The sequence below is a fragment of the Pedobacter punctiformis genome (assembly GCF_027213715.1).
Lineage (GTDB): Bacteria > Bacteroidota > Bacteroidia > Sphingobacteriales > Sphingobacteriaceae > Pedobacter > Pedobacter punctiformis.
Map to the genome: position 1 here is coordinate 225,307 of NZ_JAPWGM010000006.1, position 17,172 is coordinate 242,478.

General features: G+C 37.4%; 12 protein-coding genes. 2 read left to right on the forward strand and 10 right to left on the reverse strand.

The window, feature by feature from the left end; all coding sequences use genetic code 11:
- Positions 1–22: 22 nt before the first annotated feature.
- Entirely contained in the window at positions 23–607 is a 585-nt protein-coding gene (locus O0955_RS16470; protein ID WP_269428658.1) for a gluconate 2-dehydrogenase subunit 3 family protein, read from the reverse strand.
- Between the two features lie 442 nt (positions 608–1,049).
- Between O0955_RS16470 and O0955_RS16475 the strand changes: the two genes are divergently transcribed.
- Together O0955_RS16475 and O0955_RS16480 are read left to right on the forward strand one after the other, a co-directional pair.
- Positions 1,050–1,997: an NAD-dependent epimerase/dehydratase family protein gene (locus O0955_RS16475; protein WP_269428659.1), complete on the forward strand. Its 948-nt coding sequence runs from the start codon at positions 1,050–1,052 to the stop codon at positions 1,995–1,997.
- Between the two features lie 85 nt (positions 1,998–2,082).
- On the forward strand, positions 2,083–2,811 hold the full coding sequence (locus tag O0955_RS16480) for a YebC/PmpR family DNA-binding transcriptional regulator (RefSeq protein ID WP_269428660.1): 729 nt from the start codon (positions 2,083–2,085) through the stop codon (positions 2,809–2,811).
- A gap of 238 nt (positions 2,812–3,049) precedes the next feature.
- Here O0955_RS16480 and O0955_RS16485 read toward each other — a convergent pair whose 3' ends face one another.
- The 9 genes from O0955_RS16485 to O0955_RS16525 form a co-directional block, all read right to left on the reverse strand.
- Positions 3,050–3,832, reverse strand: a complete 783-nt coding sequence (locus tag O0955_RS16485; RefSeq protein ID WP_269428661.1) for a carboxylesterase family protein — start codon at positions 3,830–3,832, stop codon at positions 3,050–3,052.
- A gap of 65 nt (positions 3,833–3,897) precedes the next feature.
- Entirely contained in the window at positions 3,898–6,192 is a 2,295-nt protein-coding gene (gene bglX, locus O0955_RS16490) for a beta-glucosidase BglX (RefSeq protein ID WP_269428662.1), read from the reverse strand.
- Between the two features lie 41 nt (positions 6,193–6,233).
- Entirely contained in the window at positions 6,234–7,991 is a 1,758-nt protein-coding gene (locus O0955_RS16495) for a family 43 glycosylhydrolase (RefSeq protein ID WP_269428663.1), read from the reverse strand.
- A 14-nt stretch (positions 7,992–8,005) separates the two neighbouring features.
- Positions 8,006–8,407 (reverse strand): hypothetical protein, encoded by a 402-nt coding sequence (locus tag O0955_RS16500; protein WP_269428664.1) that lies wholly within the window; start codon positions 8,405–8,407, stop codon positions 8,006–8,008.
- 66 nt (positions 8,408–8,473) lie between these two features.
- The gene (locus O0955_RS16505) at positions 8,474–9,838 is read right to left on the reverse strand and encodes a glucoamylase family protein (protein ID WP_269428665.1); all 1,365 of its coding nucleotides are present in this window, start codon (positions 9,836–9,838) and stop codon (positions 8,474–8,476) included.
- Between the two features lie 91 nt (positions 9,839–9,929).
- Positions 9,930–11,597 carry a glucoamylase family protein gene (locus tag O0955_RS16510; RefSeq protein ID WP_269428666.1) on the reverse strand — a complete coding sequence of 556 codons (1,668 nt, stop codon included), beginning with the start codon at positions 11,595–11,597 and terminating at the stop codon, positions 9,930–9,932.
- Positions 11,598–11,670: 73 nt separating this feature from the next.
- The gene (locus O0955_RS16515) at positions 11,671–12,495 is read right to left on the reverse strand and encodes a LamG domain-containing protein (RefSeq protein ID WP_269428667.1); all 825 of its coding nucleotides are present in this window, start codon (positions 12,493–12,495) and stop codon (positions 11,671–11,673) included.
- Positions 12,496–12,512: 17 nt separating this feature from the next.
- A complete protein-coding gene (locus tag O0955_RS16520; protein WP_269428668.1) occupies positions 12,513–13,997 on the reverse strand; it encodes a RagB/SusD family nutrient uptake outer membrane protein in 1,485 nt (494 codons plus the stop codon).
- A gap of 11 nt (positions 13,998–14,008) precedes the next feature.
- Positions 14,009–17,023 (reverse strand): SusC/RagA family TonB-linked outer membrane protein, encoded by a 3,015-nt coding sequence (locus O0955_RS16525; protein ID WP_269428669.1) that lies wholly within the window; start codon positions 17,021–17,023, stop codon positions 14,009–14,011.
- Positions 17,024–17,172: the final 149 nt, after the last annotated feature.

Here is a 17,172-nt window from a genome sequence, read left to right on the forward strand (position 1 = left end):
GAAGTTGTTGTTGATTGTTGAATTAGGTTGCCCAGGATCTTTGTCCAGGTTTTAAAGGCGCACTACCATCGTATCTGCCTGGAATAAGTACATATTCGCGGGCTTTGGTACAGCCAATTTCCGATGAATAATACCCGAGAAGTGTTAAATCTCTTGCGGTAATAAAGAAATAAGCCAAATCATTGTTTTCTTCAGCTTTGGTTTCCTTTTGAGCAAGAGTTATGGTTCTAACATCTCCCATTAATTTTTCACGGTCCTGAACACTTAACAGTGCAAAACTCTTTCCTAAGTCTTGTTTTGATTTTGCTTCAAATGCTGCTAAACCTTTAGCAAATGAGGTTTGCTTGGTCGCCGGGTAGCAATCTTTAATCATCATTGGAATAAAGGTTCCAACTCCAGCGGCTTTGGCACCGGCTGATGATTTAGTTGTTGGAACAATGATATCAGCAAATTCTGCTAAAATCTTTTCTTCCTCAGGGCTAAATGAAACAAAATTCTTCTCATTTTCGGGCAAGGTAAAACTCTCAAACAAAATGCCCATACTACTTGCTGAGATGGCTCCTCCCAGCAATAAAGCAACGCTTTTTAGTGCTTCTCTTCTATGCATCGTCTTTATGATTTTATATTTTGGTTATCTATGTGTTGAATTAGTAATATTAGAAAAAATATACCAGAAACTGCACGATAAAATCATTAAATTATCAGTATGCAATAGGATTGTTACCCCATAGAATTGTTCTAAATAAATGTATTTTATTTGTTTTAATAGATTACTAAAACGTTTTTTCTTTTTATAAATCCTTGGTGTAAAAAATACATTAAGATTATCCCCGCATCTTTTTTTAATTCGGGGATTAAAAAGTCAAAAATTAGCGTTTAAAAATGAACTTAAATTCAGCAGTTTGTTGGTTTTATTTCTCTTTTTAAATTGAATTATTCTAGGCCTTAATTTATTGAGCTTTAAGCAATTTTTATAAAGTGATATAAAGAATAAATATTTATGTTTCTTTTTACCTCATTTTTTTACCTTTGCTAAATTTCGATAAAATATGCAGGAAAAAATAGTTGTTTTAGGCTCTAACGGGCAAATAGGTACAGAGTTGGTAACCATGTTACGCAAAATTCATGGTGATGATAATGTTGTTGCGTGTGATATTCGCAGACCTGACTATGATATTAAAAACGCAGGACCTTTTGAATTCGTTAACGTTTTGGAAAAAGATATCATTAATGGTATTTTTCAAAAATATAAACCGACCCAAGTTTATTTACTTGCTGCATTATTATCTGCAACAGGTGAGCAGAATCCTAAACTTGCATGGGATTTAAATATGAATGGTTTACTTAACGTTTTAGATTTAGCCCTTGAATATAAAACAGCTAAGGTATACTGGCCGAGTTCGATTGCTGTTTTCGGACCAAACTCGCCGAAAGACAATACACCACAATATTGCATCATGGACCCGAATACGGTTTATGGAATTAGCAAACTGGCTGGCGAACGCTGGTGTGAATATTATCACCAAAAATACGGATTGGATGTTCGCAGTATCCGTTATCCTGGATTAATCAGCTGGAAAGCTGCCCCGGGTGGTGGAACTACAGATTATGCCATTCATATTTTTCACGATGCATTAAAAAAAGGCAGCTACCAGAGCTTTTTAAACGCAGCTACTGAATTGCCAATGATGTATATGGATGATGCCATTCGTGGAACTATTGAGTTGATGGATGCACCTGCAGATCAGATTAGCGTAAGAAGCAGTTATAATTTTGGAGGGGTACATTTTACACCTGAGGTTTTAGCCGCTGAAATCAGAAAACATATTCCGGATTTTAAATTAACTTACACCGATAACGATCCTCGTCAGCAAATTGCAAATAGCTGGCCACGTTCTATCGATGATAGTTATGCAACAAAAGATTGGAACTGGAAGCCTGAATTCGATTTATCGAAGCTTACAATTGATATGTTGAATAACTTAAAGAAATCATAAAAGATTATTGATTACTGTTTAAATTGGTTAATGATCCAGACCAGTTTTTGCAGTTAACCGATAACCAAATTGTACAAGAAATAAAATGGGAAGAGCATTCGAATTTAGAAAAGAGAGAAAATTTAAGCGTTGGGCCAAAATGGCTGTTCAGTTTACACGTATTGGTAAAGATATCGTAATGGCTGTTAAGGAATCGGGACCTCATCCTGAAACCAATTCTCGTTTACGTACGGCTATGCAGAATGCAAAAGCGGTAAATATGCCAAAGGACAGGGTTGAGGCTGCAATTAAACGTGCATCTGATAAATCGTTGGCTAACTATGAAGAAATCGTTTACGAAGGATATGCACCGCATGGGGTTGCGGTTTTAATTGAAACTGCTACAGATAATACCAACCGTACGGTAGCTAACGTACGGAGCTACTTTAATAAAACAAATGGTACTTTAGGTAAAACAGGTTCATTGGATTTTGTTTTTAACCGTAAGTCTATCTTCAGATTTGTACCGGCTGAGAATTTAGACCTTGAAGAATTAGAGTTTGAATTAATCGATGCTGGTCTGGAAGAATTATATGTTGAAGCCGATGAAGAAGGAAATGATGTGGCTGTAGCACAAGGTGCTTTCGAAAACTTTGGTTCTTTACAAAAAGCTTTGGAAGAAAAAGGAATTGAATTGAAAAGTTCAAAATTAGAACGTATTGCACTTTCTCACCACGAGGTAACAGAAGAACAGGCTGCTGATGTATTAAAATTAATTGATAAACTGGAAGAGGATGATGATGTTCAGGCGGTTTATCATAACATGGCAGAATAGATTTTAAAATCTTTCATTTATAAATAAGGCTTAAAGATTATTTCTTTAAGCCTTATTTGTTTGGAAACCTAAAACTTGTTTAAGAGGGTAATTAAATATCAGGAAACGAACCTGTAGTAGTTCTTTTCAAAATTAGTCCCGCCATTCGCTGCTTCCGATGAAGAATCGGAAACGCTGCTGTCGGGTTTATTTTACAGCGGTTAACCCAAGCAATTTTAAATTTGTCGAGTTTGAAAGATTAATTCCTTTTATGCGAAAATAACCAGGGTAATAATTCAGGTTCTGCAAAGGCACTATCCCAGCTGTTGTGGTTATCCTTTGGATAAAGGCTAAATTTAACTTCGTCGCCCACAACTTTTAAACGTTCTGCAATGGCAATAGAGAAAGCCGGATCAACTACATCATCTTTGGCACCATGAAAAATCCATAATGGGATGGTCTGATATTTTTTGATGTTATTGGTGTTGTCTCCGCCACAAATAGAAAAAGCTGCGGCAAAAGTATTTCGTTTGCGTCGTAATAATTCAAATGTGCCCATACCGCCCATTGAAAGACCGCCCACGTAAACCTGCTTTTTATCGACAAAAGGTTTTTTTAGAAAATCTTTAACCATACCTGTTAATGCATGCATAATTTTGGTTGGCTTGCCACCTTCAATAAAACTTATTCTGTTTTTTCCTTTATCAGTAGTTGAAAAGTTAATATTGGCCCAAAAATCATTTGCCGGACATTGCGGAAAAATAACTATTGCAGGAAATTTCTTACGTAAATCATCTTTCAAAAATAATTTACCACCATGAACGAGTTGTTTCTCATTATCGTTTCCACGTTCGCCACTTCCATGAAGAAAGAAAATAACCGGATATTTTTTAGAAGCATCAAAGTTTTCAGGAAAAAGAATTCTGTAATAAATGGAGTCTTTACCTTTTATAAAGCTTCCTTTATCATATTTCTTAAAATCCTGAGCCTTAGAAAAAAGCACACACAACAATACTATGGTTATTAGGGATAACTTCTTCATATAACAAAAATATAAAACCCCGGCTATTAAACAATAGACCGGGGCTTGTGTAAGGTGTAATTTTTTTATTTTAATGTAAAAGCAGACTCCTTAACATCGTGGGAGTTAGCGCCGATAAATAATTTAAAATCACCAGGCTCAGCTATATATTTTAAGTCTGAATTGTAGAATTTAAGGTCATTTTCTGAAATCGTAAAACTGACTTCTTTACTTTCACCAGCTTTCAGGCTGATTTTTTGAAAGCCTTTTAATTCCTTAACGGGGCGGGTACTGCTTCCAACCAAATCTCTTGTATACAACTGAACAACTTCTTTACCTTCCACAGCACCATTATTGGTTACGGTTACTGTTGCGGTAATTGATTTCCCTTTTGTTAAAGTATTTGAGCTTAATTTAATGTCGCTGTATCCAAATGTAGTATAACTCAATCCATAACCAAAAGGGTAAAGCGGGTCGTTGCTAACATCTAAATAGTTTGAACGGAATTTAGTAAACCATTTTCCTTCAGCTAGCGGTCTGCCTGTATTTTTATGGCTATAATAAATTGGCACCTGACCAACATTTTGAGGGAAAGTAACCGGTAATTTTCCAGAAGGGTTAACATCACCAAATAATACATCACCGATTGCATTTGCAGACTGAATACCTCCAAACCAAACATTTAAAATAGCGGGTACATTTTCACTTTCCCATTTAATGGCTAGTGGTCTGCCGGTAAATAAAACCAAAACAACAGGTTTTCCAGTTTTTAGTAATGCAGCAAGCAACTTTTTTTGCGTTTCAGGGATGCCAATATCGGTACGGCTCGAACTTTCGCCACTCATTTCAGAACTTTCTCCCAGTGCAGCAACTACAACATCCGCGTTTTTAGCAATTTTTACGGCTTCTTCTATAATTTCTTCCTCTGGTCTGTTATCTCTTGGAATATCACGGCCAAACATGGTAGAATGCGTTTGTAAAGTTGCATCAGCGGTAAGATTAGCGCCTAAAGCATGTACAATTTTAACCTTATTACCCGCAACATTTTGCAATCCTTCCAATAAAGATGGGGTGTTAACCAAATCTGCATTTACACTCCAGGTACCGGGCATGTTTGCTCTTGTATTGGCCAATGGACCAACCAATGCAATGGTACCCGATTTTTTTAAAGGAAGTGTTTTATTGTCGTTTTTCAACAAAACAAAACTTTGCGTAGCAGCTTCTCTCGCTGCTTTTAAATTGGCTGGTGTTAATATTTCGTTTTTAGCACGCTCGTCGTTACAATGTCTGTAAGGATCTTCAAATAAGCCTAATTTATATTTTGCTTCTAAAATTAAACGGCAGGAGTTATTGATTTGCGCAAGGGTTACTTTTCCTTCCTGTAATGATTTTTTTAAGGTGGTTAAAAAACCTTCGCTAACCATATCCATATCATTACCTGCGTTTAAAGATTTTGCGGATACGGTTTGAAGATCACCTAAACCATGCTCAATTAATTCGCTAACACCGGTATAATCCGAAACTACAAAACCATCAAAGCCCCATTGTTTACGCAGAAGATCGGTTAACAACCATTTGTTCGCGGTTGCAGGTACACCATTAATATCGTTAAAAGAAACCATGATACTCCCTGCGCCAGCATCCAGGGCGGCTTTATATGGCGGCAGGTAATCGTTGTACATTCTATCTAAGCTCATATCGGTTGTATTGTAATCACGGCCGGATTCTGCAGCACCATACAATGCAAAATGCTTAACACAGGCCATAATGGTGTTAATTTTTTTCAAATCATCACCCTGATAACCCTTAACCATTACTTTTGCAATTTCTGAACCTAAAAAGGTGTCTTCTCCGCTACCTTCAGAAATTCTTCCCCATCTAGCATCGCGGGAAATGTCAACCATAGGAGAAAACGTCCAGTTTATTCCATCAGCACTTGCTTCTGTTGCGGCAATACGGGCAGAATTCTGAATCATTGGCAAATCCCAGCTTGCTGCCAATGCCAATGGAATAGGGAAGGTGGTTTTATAACCATGAATTACATCCTGACCAAAAATTAGAGGAATTTTCAACCGGCTTTTCATGGCCACTTCCTGGGTTTTTCTAATTTTTTCTGGCGTAGTCATGCTGAAAATGCCACCGACACTTCCTTTTGCAATTTTAGCCTCAACATCCGTACTCACTGTTGATCCGGTTGTTGCTTCGCCGCCTGTTACCAAATTTAACTGACCAATTTTTTCGTCTACCGTCATCTTCGCCATTAAGCCGGAGATGAATGCATTCATTTTTGCCTGCTCTGCAGAAACAGTTTTTTTGGTTTGTGCCATTGAATTCATGGCGGCAAGGGCTAGTAAAATAAATAGGAAATTCGCTTTTTTCATGCTGTGTGTTTATTATTTAATCAAATATATTTTTGTGTGTATTATTCAACCTTTATCACCTGAGTTTTTTGAGAAACGCCGTTTTCGTTAATGGCTTCGATGGAAAAGTAATAAGGTTTTTGATTGTCCATTCCTTTATACCAGTATTCGTTTGCGCCATGAACCATCATGCAGTTGTACAACTTATCGGGCGCAATACCAATGTATATGTTGTAAGCATAAGCATGATTTACAGGTTTCCATTTCAACCAGGCGCTTCGCTTATCTTTTTCAGTACGTAAAACGATGAAATTTTTAACTTCTTCGGGTTTAGCGCCACCACCATTACCAAAAACCCTTAACCCGCTGATGGCAAATTTTCCGGTTGGCATATGCATGTTAACCAGTTTAATGTATCTGGCTTTAACAGGTTCTTTTAATTCAATATAATCATGCGGAACATCGGTTTTGTTATTGCTTTTATCGGTCAGCATTTTCCAGCTTTTGCCATCGGCAGAATAAAATAACTGATATTGATGATAAATGTTAAGTTGTTTGCCTAAAAATTCAGCATCCTGATCTGCATAGTTAATCTGAACAGCGTTTACCGTTGAAACCTGGCCTAAATCACTTTGAATCCATTCTCCTTTATTTGCAGTTGCGGCACTCCAATAAGTTTTAATGCTCTCATCAACCGTATTATTTGCATTGTAATTGCCTAAGGTTGAAGAAACCTGAACGGGCTTGTTATAATTTAGCAACATCCAGCCTGTAAATAAAGACCTTATCCCAGGCCTGGCTTCACCATCCAGAGATGTCGGTAAATAAGTAGGGTAATCGCCAAAAGCAGTATTGGTGTACATGTTGTTATCCTGATCAAAACCTGCAGGCCAGATCCCAATCCTGCGTTCAAAATTATTTTTAACCGAAAGTACCACCGTGGATACATGCCAGTAGTTATTAAAATTATCCTGAAAAGTTGCGCCATGTCCTGCACCACGGGCAAAGCCGCCAGGTTTCCATGAAAGGGGTAATGATTGGTGTTCAAAGGGGCCTAATGGATTTTTTGAGGTGGCTACGCCATCTGCATATCCGCTAAATTCGGTTCCCGGTGCACCATATTGTAAAAAGTAAGTTCCATTGTGTTTGGTCATCCAGGCGCCTTCCATAAAAGGATCTAAAAAGGTGTTATCCAATTCCTCTCCAAAACGCTGCCAGCCAAATCTGCCGGGGTTTAAAAGTAAAAGTTCTTTACGTGTACCAATCGGTTGAAAGGTTTTTCTGTTTAATTCTATTCCATAAAGTGGGTAAGAATTACTGCTCCCATTATACATGTACAGTTTTCCATCTTCATCAACGAAATGTCCAGGATCCCATCCGCCAATTTCAAATTCATGTACTGCCTCTTTCCATTCGTTGCCTTTAGGATTGGTACTCATCCAGATGGGGAAGTTTTTCGAATAAGTTGAACCAAAAACAAGCATGGTATCGCCCTGAATCCAAACCGAGGGTGCACAAAGATCATCGTAAACTTTATGCTCTGGTCTTAAAAAATGGCGGGAAACAAATTTCCAGTTGGCCATATCGCTGCTGTACCAGTAACCCCATTGATTGGTAGAGAATAAATAATAATCGCCTTTAAAATTAACAATTACAGGATCTGCAGTTGCCCTGTGCTTTCCCCATTCGGCAAAATTGGGAATAGGCGTATAGCCATAATCTACGTTAACCGGATTGCAGTATGTTTTTTGCTGTGCGGATACATAAATACCGGACAACAGCAATAAAATGAAAAATGTTTTGAATAAATGCTTAGCCATTATAAGTACTGGTGTTAATTAAAAATGTTTATTCGGGCACAGCTTGAACAGCCAATCGACATCCCGCTTACACTCAGGCCGGTAACATGCGATTGATGTTCCCAATAAATCCACATATCGTGCGCACCTCCAGTTGAAGTCAATTTTGCAGTATAACTGTCACTATTTTCAGGTATTTGTCCAATTATAGTTCCATTTGGTGAGTTTGGAGGGATAAAGAATACGTAAGCACCACCACTTGTATTGTTTTCTAATCTTACATATACACCGTCGCTGGTAGAGTTTGTGGCAGTTACATTTACATTGGCAAATTTTGTTTTTATAGAAGTATGTTTACCCTTCGAAATTGTTGTAAAACTTGAATTCAGGATGGTGAATCCTATCATTGCTGTTAAAATTAAAATTATTCTTTTCATGGTTCTGTAGATTTAGTTTGAAATAATTTAAAATATATAATGGCTAAACATTTAATGAGCAATTGATTATTGTTTTGTGAATTGAAAATCTAGTTTTTTTAATCCACTCTGTACATCACTATTTTGCATAAATAATTTCCAAAGTAATCCCGAGCGATAGTTCTCAATCATCACGACCATTGGCCCCTGATCTATACCTAAATATCTTTTTGGATACCAATTATTGGTTTCAGAAAAAGCATCATAAAAGCCATATTTCCCCCACACTTTATCGCCCAGGTCTTCGTATAAATGCCTGATGACTTTCATAGATTCTTTAGGCGTATATGGAATAGATGAAATGGCTGCGGTAGGAGAGATTACGCCCAAATCTTCCTGTGGGCTGTGGGCCGAATAACCCCCAATAGAATAGCTAGCGGTTAAGCCCCAAGTATTTTCTCCATAACCTTTAAATTTCTTCGGATTAGCTACACAGTAATCGTGAATGGCCAATGTTTGATTAACATTGTTTTCCCAGTAATCGGCGTAGCGGTCTTTTAGCCCTTTGGGATTTAAACCTAAATATGAATAATGCGCCCAGAATAAAGGCCCCACAGAATTTTTTGCGCCTTGATAATCTAATGGTATCTGGTGACCATAGCGTTTGAAATTTGCTTTAATGGCTCCGTTTCTTGCCCATCCTTTATGGTATACTTCGGCAGGAATAGTATGAGTAGGAGAGGAAGCCGCCATAACGTACATAATTAAACATTCGTTATAACCTTTTACCGGAAAGTTCATTTCCCATTGATATTGTGGCGACCAATGCCAGTACAATACGTTTTGATTGTTACGGAACCAACTGAAATCAATGTCTTTCCAAAGCTCATTTGCTTTATTGGCCACTGATTTTTCTTCGTCTGTACCGTTTTTGTAATATTCATTAATACAGATTAAAGCTTGAGCAACAAAAGAGGTTTCTACTAAATCGCCTCCATTATCTTTTTTGCCGAAAGGACGAACCTTTCCGGTTTCTCCATAAAACCAGTGTGGCCATGCACCATGGAAACGATCTGCTTTTGATAAGAAATTTAATATTTTATTTAACCGGGTTAATCCTTCAGCTTTGCTCACATAACCTCTGTCTATACCGCTTAATATAGCCATTAAACCAAAACCGGTTGCACCGGTGGCTACTGTACTTTTATCATTTTCAGGATAAACATTGTCTACATGGTAACGCTCTCTGGCGGCCCCTGAAGTCGGTTCTGCACCATCCCAGAAATAATTGAAGGTTTGTTTTTGTACCAGATCAAGTAAGGCCTCATCAGATAAACCTTTTTCTATTTTTTGGTGGGATATAGAATCCGTTTCTTTAGCAGGTTTATTTCTAACACAAGAGTGTGTTAAAATACAATATAAAATAAGTGGGATGATGATGATTTTTTTCATCTGTAAAATTTGTTTTCAAAATTGATAAACTACTGAAGCATATTCTTTTTTGTTTACAGGATATACTTACAACGGTTTTGTTAAATAATAATTAGAGATTCGGGCTATTAAAGCCTAAACCTTTCATTCCACTTTTAATTTCTGGCGCACTCATAAATAAATTCCATAATAAACCACTTCGATAATTTTCGATCATCACAATAATTGGCCCCTGATCTATGGCTAAAGTAGAATTGGCAAACCATTGATCTTTTAAAGAAAATGCATCATAAAAACCATATTCTCCCCATGTTTTATTGCCCAGTTTATAGTAGAAATATTTTAGTGCCTGCATAGATTCGGTTGGGGTATATGGAAAAGAAGATAAAGCGGCTGTTGGTGCAATAACGCTTACATCGTTTCCTGGAGCGCTAGCTGTGTATCCATTTGGAACATCGCTTGCAGTTAAGCCCCAGCAATTTTCACTATAACCATAATAATTTAAAGGATTTGTCTTCGCGTAATTGTAATTTATTAAAGTATGCGCTTTAGTTTGGGTTTCATAATTTGCATAAGCATCCGTTAAGCCCTTAGGGTTAATACCCAGAAACGAATAATGAGAAAAAAATAAAGGCCCACCGTTTGTGGTTCCCAAGGGAAGCTGAATGCCATAGTAGGTATTGCCATTTTTAATGGCTCCATTTTGAGCCCAGCCATTATCATATACTATTTTTGGAATAGCGTAAGTTGGAGATGAAGCAGCCATAACATAGGTAATCAGACATTCGTTCCAACCCTTTACAGGTAGGTTCATATCCCAGTTATAATTAGGACTCCAATGCCAGTAAAGCGTGTTGCTATTGTCTTTTCTGTACCAGTTCCATTCTACTGTATTATAAATGGCATTTATATCTGTTCTTAAAGCTGTTTCACTTGCATCAGTCCCATTAAAGTACTGACGAGCTGTAATTAGTCCTGCCATTAAGAAAGATGTTTCTACGAGATCGCCACCATTGTCTTTTGCGCTGAATGGAATTACTTTTCCGGTACTTCCATCCAACCAATGTGGGTAAGCACCATGAAAACGATCGGCGGTTTTTAAGAAAGTAACCATTTTCTGAATTCTGGTTAAACCTTCGGTTCTGCTAATAAAACCACGATTGATGCCGGCTATCATAGCCATAACTCCAAAACCTGATCCGCCGGATGTTACGATATTGCCAGACGTATTTCTTTCTCTTGCCAGTCCACTTGTTGGATGACCAAAATCCCAGAAATATTTAAAAGTTTGTTTTTGTACCAGTGTTAAAAGTTCATCATCGGGTATGCGGGCAAATTTGTCAGTATCATCAATAGCAGTAATTAAATTTAATGCAATACTGCTTTGAAGCTTGTCGCCGGTTTTTGATAAAAGACCAGTATTAATGGTTAAAATATATTTTGTAATGGGTTGTAGACTTGTTGGAATAATAACAACCGTATTATCATTGTTTTCTAAAGTTGAAGTAAATGCTGCCGAATTTCCAGAAGCATCGGTAAGGGTAATATTTTCGCTAAGGGAAGAAGCGTTGATTGGAGATGAAAAAGTAATTTTTATAACTGGAATATTGTTTAGACCATAATAGGTAAAACCATTGTAAGTATCATTTACTTTTAAATCAGTAAAAGAATAAGAGGTTTGTGAAGGCGTTTCAGGACCAACAGCTGATGGAGTATCTCCTTTTTTACAGGCAACTACAAAAAGAAAAAGAATTAAAAAGTATTGGAGTATTTTTGTCATCATGCATCGTTAAAAAGGGTTGTCAAATCTGACAACCCTTAATATATTTAGTTGCCCTTTATGAATTCAAGGATTATTTTCCTCTGCTTTCAAGAATAGATAAAGCACTGATTTCGGCATCTGATAAAGCTTTATCGTAAACTCTCACTTCATCTATCTGTCCGGTTAAAAAACTAGCCCAATCCTGTTTGGTTGTTCCGGAGGTTTGACTTGGTGTAGTTTGAAATTGAACGGTTCCGAAAACGAATCTTCCTGTGTTTGTAAATGCAAGCGGACCAGTAACAGTAGATGCAATTGCTGCAACTCTTGAGCCATTGATGTAAACTTTAACCATAGATGTCGTTTCATCATAAGAAAGACTTAGGTTAACCCATTTTCCAAAAATGCTTTGCAGATCATTTACAGAGTAGGTTTTATCGCCTCCTCCCTGATTTAGGTGTATTCTTAGTTGACCATTGGTAGCTGTACTGCCATTTTCAATGAAGATTTCAATATTACCCCAAAACTGAGTGGTATTTGCTAAGCTAAATAATCCAATGATCCCGGTGGTTGGGGCAGGGCTGTTAAACCATTCGGTAACGGTAAAACTTTTTAAAGCATTTACTTTAGCGGATGGTGTTCCCAATACATAACTGTTTAAAGCGCCCTGTAAAGATTGTTTTTTAAAACCGGCTCCAAATGTCGTACCCGTATTTACACCTGACGTGCTTGATGCACTGTCAATCAAACTGCCATCAAATGCATAGTAGGCTACAAGGTTATTTGGTGCAATTTGTTTTGCACTTGTGTAACCACCAATATTTAATGCTGGCGCATAACTTGATGGATCAAATTTTTTCTGGCAGGACGATAACCCTAAAGCTACAGTTGCCATCAATAAAAAATATTTTGTTTTCATTTCTATTAAATTAGCGGTTAATAACCTGGATTTTGAATGATTGTTCCTGCACTTTTTTCGATTTCCTGTGAAGGAATTGGCCAAACTTCGTTTTTGCCTGCTTTCCAGCCTTTAGGACCAAAAACGGTAGCAGCACGTCCCTGACGAATTACATCGAAGTAACGGTCAGATTCCATAGCTAACTCAACAAATCTTTCTTTCCAGATGGCCTGACGCAGTGCATCTTTATCTGTTGTGGTTACATCAGGTAAAACACCAGCAACGCCACCTCTTGCACGAGCTCTTACTTTATTTAAAGATGATTGAGCAAGCGTAATATTTCCCAATTCATTAGCAGCTTCAGCATTCATCAATAAAACTTCAGCATAACGCATTACTCTAACGTTTTGATCAGCGCCCTGATTAAAACTGGTAACAATTTTATTAAAAGGCACGTATGCTTTTTGGTTGTACATTGGATTATCTGCAGTATTAGAAATAGCATCACCCTGGGGAGTAGTTTCGCCTCTGTAAAGAATAGTGGCGTTACGGCGTACATCACCTGGTTCGTAAGCAGATTCTAACGCTGTTGTTGGTACGTTAAATCCCCAGCCTGTATCAGGTGTATTTCCTCTTGCCCCTTGTACCTGACTGTATTGAGAGTTAGATGCATCTTTATTATTTAGCAATAATTCGCACTGGATCTCGAAAATAGATTCAATATTATTTTCATTATTTAAACGGAAACTTTGCTCGTAGTTAGGGAACAAATTGTATCCTAAAGTCATAACAGTGTTGGTTAAAGCCAATACCTGATCCCATTTTTTAAGATACATAGCCACTTTTGCGTGAAGTGCTAAAGCAGCTCCTTTTGTTGCTCTGCCTAAATCTGCTGCCGGGTAGGATTGAGGCAATACTGCTGCTGCTTCATCTAAATCTTTTTCAATTGCAGCATAAACCTGTGCTTTTGGTGTTCTTGGAATATTAAATTCAGAAGCATCTTTAGGCACATTTAAACGTAAAGGAACATCGCCAAATGCACGTACCAATCTGAAATAAGAATAAGCACGAACAAATTTTGCTTCAGCTAAATAGCGGGCTTTAAGATTAGCATCCATACTAATTGCTGGAACATTATCTAATACCTGGTTACAAAGGTTGATGTTTTGATACTGGCCTTCCCAAAAACCATTTAACTGTATAGTAGTAGAAGAGGCCGTAAACTGATCATACTCATTCATATAACTTGAATCATTTGGGCTACTGCCTTTTTCAGCTTCATCACTTCCCATGCTTTCTATTGCAAGTGCTGGAAATGCTGTATTGGCCCAGTTTCTCAGGTTTCCATAAATAGAATTTACAGCTGCGGTTGCATCATCAGCAGTTTTCCAAAATGTAACTGCAGGTTGTTTTGCCTGCGGATCTACATCTAAAAAACTCTTTTTACATGCAGACATTACTAAAAGAGAGGAGCATATGGTCAGCATTCCAATCTTTTGTATATAAGTATTTTTGTAATTCATTTTCGTAATAATTAAAAAGTAACTTGAACACCAAATCTGTATGTGGCTTGTAAAGGATAAACATTTGAATCTATACCTGCATTCATAGGCGTGCCACCTACCTCAGGAGTAAAACCTTTGTAACCAAATAATGTTACCGGGTTTTGTGCATCAACAAAAACACGCAGTCTTTGCATTTTCCACTTGTTTACTAAAGCAGAAGGCAGTACATAACCTAATTGTACATTTCTTAAGCGGATATAAGATCCATCTTCTACATAAAATGAGTTAGGAGCAGAATTGGCCGTAGTACCCAGATTTACTGATGGATAAGTATTTGAGGTGCCTTCGCCATGCCATCTGTTATCATAAAAATCCTTAGTGAAGTTTTCGTTACCAAAACGCGATGCAATATTAGCGTTATATATATCTATCCCAGCTACACCTTGAAAATCAAGGGTAAGATCAAAGTTTTTATAACCTAAATTTGCACTTAAACCATAAGAATAAGTTGGATTTGGATTTCCTAAAACAATACGGTCATTGCCGTCAACTACACCGTTACCATCGGTATCAATATATTTAAAATCACCAGGTTTAGCCCCTTTTTGGGCAGAGGCTGCAATCTCTGCTGCATTTTGGAAAATGCCTGCAACCTGATAGCCAAAGAATTCGCCAATAGCACCGCCTTGTATAGTACGTGTAGAAAGACCACCGTTGGTAAGGCCTGTACCACCCTGATAAATAGGGTTTCTACCTGTTACAACAGATAAAACTTTATTTTTGTTATAACCTAAATTACCACTAATGGAGTAAGAAAGACCAGCTTTGCTTACATCTCTCCATGTTGCTGAGAATTCAAACCCGCGATTTCTTAAATCGGCCTGATTGCCAATTAAATCACCTGAACTTGTACCAATAGAAGTTAAGACAGGAATTCCGAAAATCGCCTGTTCGGTTTTTTTGTTATAATAGCCAGCCTCAATATTTAATCTGTTTTTTAAGAAAGCAGCTTCAAAACCAATATCTGTTCCGGTAGTACGCTCCCAGTTTAAAAACGAAGGAACTAATGAACTCACGTTTTTACCGGTATAAGCTACACCATTAAATATAGCCACATAGCCACCAGGTTGTGATATGGTTAAAGTTGTAGGGTTCACTGGTACGCCAGCATTACCTACCTTACCCCATGAAGCTTTTAACTTTAAATTATCAAATATCGTTTGGTCTTTCATGAACTCTTCCTGAGTAATTACCCAACCTGCACCCACTGAAGGGAAATAACCCCAAAGATCACCGCCATTAAAAAATTGAGAAGCAGCATCCGCACGAAGGGTTGCATTTAATAAATAACGATTCTTAAATGAGTAATTTACTCTTCCGAAATATGAAGCATAAGTTGTTAAAGCTCCACCATCAGTAACCGAACGCGTACCTGCATTACCAAGAGTTAAATATAAATCGCCCTCACTTGAATAAGGTACATCAAATGCAGTTGCATTTACGAAGTAAGACTTTCTTCTTTGTGCTGTTTGACCTGCTAATACAGTTAAATTATGATTTCCAAATGTGTTTTTATACGTTAAAGTGTTTTCAATGATCCAGTTTCTGGTTTCATCACGTTTAACATCTAACTGACTTTGAGTGCTTGACTGACCTTGAGTAGCTTTGTATACAGGAATGTAAGCTCTTACTTCATTTTGACCAAAATCTCCGCCTAAACTGGTTTTGAATGTAAAATTTTTAGCAATGGTTAATTCTGCATATACATTTCCATTTATTCTGTAGTTCAGAGATTTTTGATTAAAGAAATCTATCGTTGCCTGAGGGTTAAAGTTATTACCTCCACCCAAACTAAAATCGTTGGCATCACCATAAGAACCATCAGCGTAATAAACAGGGACAACCGGACCTGCTGCATATAACTGACGGAATATTGAACCTGGTATATCTTTAGATTTGATTGCTGTACCAGAAACGGTATAACCAATTTTTAAAGGTTTTAATATTTGAAAATCATTAGACAATTTTGCTGTGTATCGCTGATAATTTTGTGTTTTTACAATCCCGTCTTCATTGGTATAGCCTAAAGAGAAATTATAGTTTGTTTTCTCAGTCCCACCATTTACCGATAATTGATGGTTAGTTTGCAGTGCGTTTCTAAATACTTGATTATACCAATTGGTACCCGTGCCATAGCTGGCTGGATTAGCAAACAGGTTAGGTTTGCCATTTGAAGCTGATAACTCATTTATAACTGTTGCATATTCTGTAGCGTTAGCCATTTCTATTGGATTGGTTACAACTTTATAACCTACAGATCCGTTATAGCTGATGACTGCCTGACCTTTATTGCCTCTTTTAGTCGTAATTAAAACAACTCCGTTGGCCGCTCTGATACCATAAATAGACTGTGAAGATGCATCTTTCAGAATACTTAAATTTTCAATGTCAGCTGGATTTAAAAAACTTATGTCATCATACCACACGCCATCAACAATATATAAAACGCCTGTGTTGCCATAAATTGTTCCGGTACCGCGAATGGTAATTTGAGGAGACGAGCCTGGAGCACCATTATTGGTAATGGATACACCTGCTACTTTACCCTGTAATGCACTTATCGCGTTAGTTGATGCCTGTTTTGAAATGTCTTCTCCTTTTACAGAGCCTACCGATCCTGTTACATCAATTTTTCTTTGTGTACCATAACCCACAACCACAACTTGCTCCAGTTGTTGCGCAGATGATTGTAAAACTACATTAATGGTTGCTTGATTGTTTACTGCAATCTCCTGGGTGGTATAACCAAGGTAAGTAAATACTAAAGTTGCATTTGCAGGAGCGCTGATGCTGAAAGCACCATTCGCATCTGTTTGTGTGCCATTTTGTGTGCCTTTAACTAACACGCTTACGCTGGGAATGGTGGTTTTGTCGCCCCCATCCGTTACCCTACCTTTTACGGTAATGTTTTGCGCAAACGCTACGTTAATCGCGAGTAAACAAATTCCGACCAGAACAGAAATTCTTGTAAAAATTCTTTTCATGCTTTTTATAAAATTAGGTTTAATTGTTACTTAAATGTGGGGTTGTTTTCCCGCTTGTGCAAGTGGTTTTACCTCAACATTAATACATCATTTTAAAGACCTGGACATCTCAATGAACAAAACCAATATCGATTTGAGCCCAAAAACAC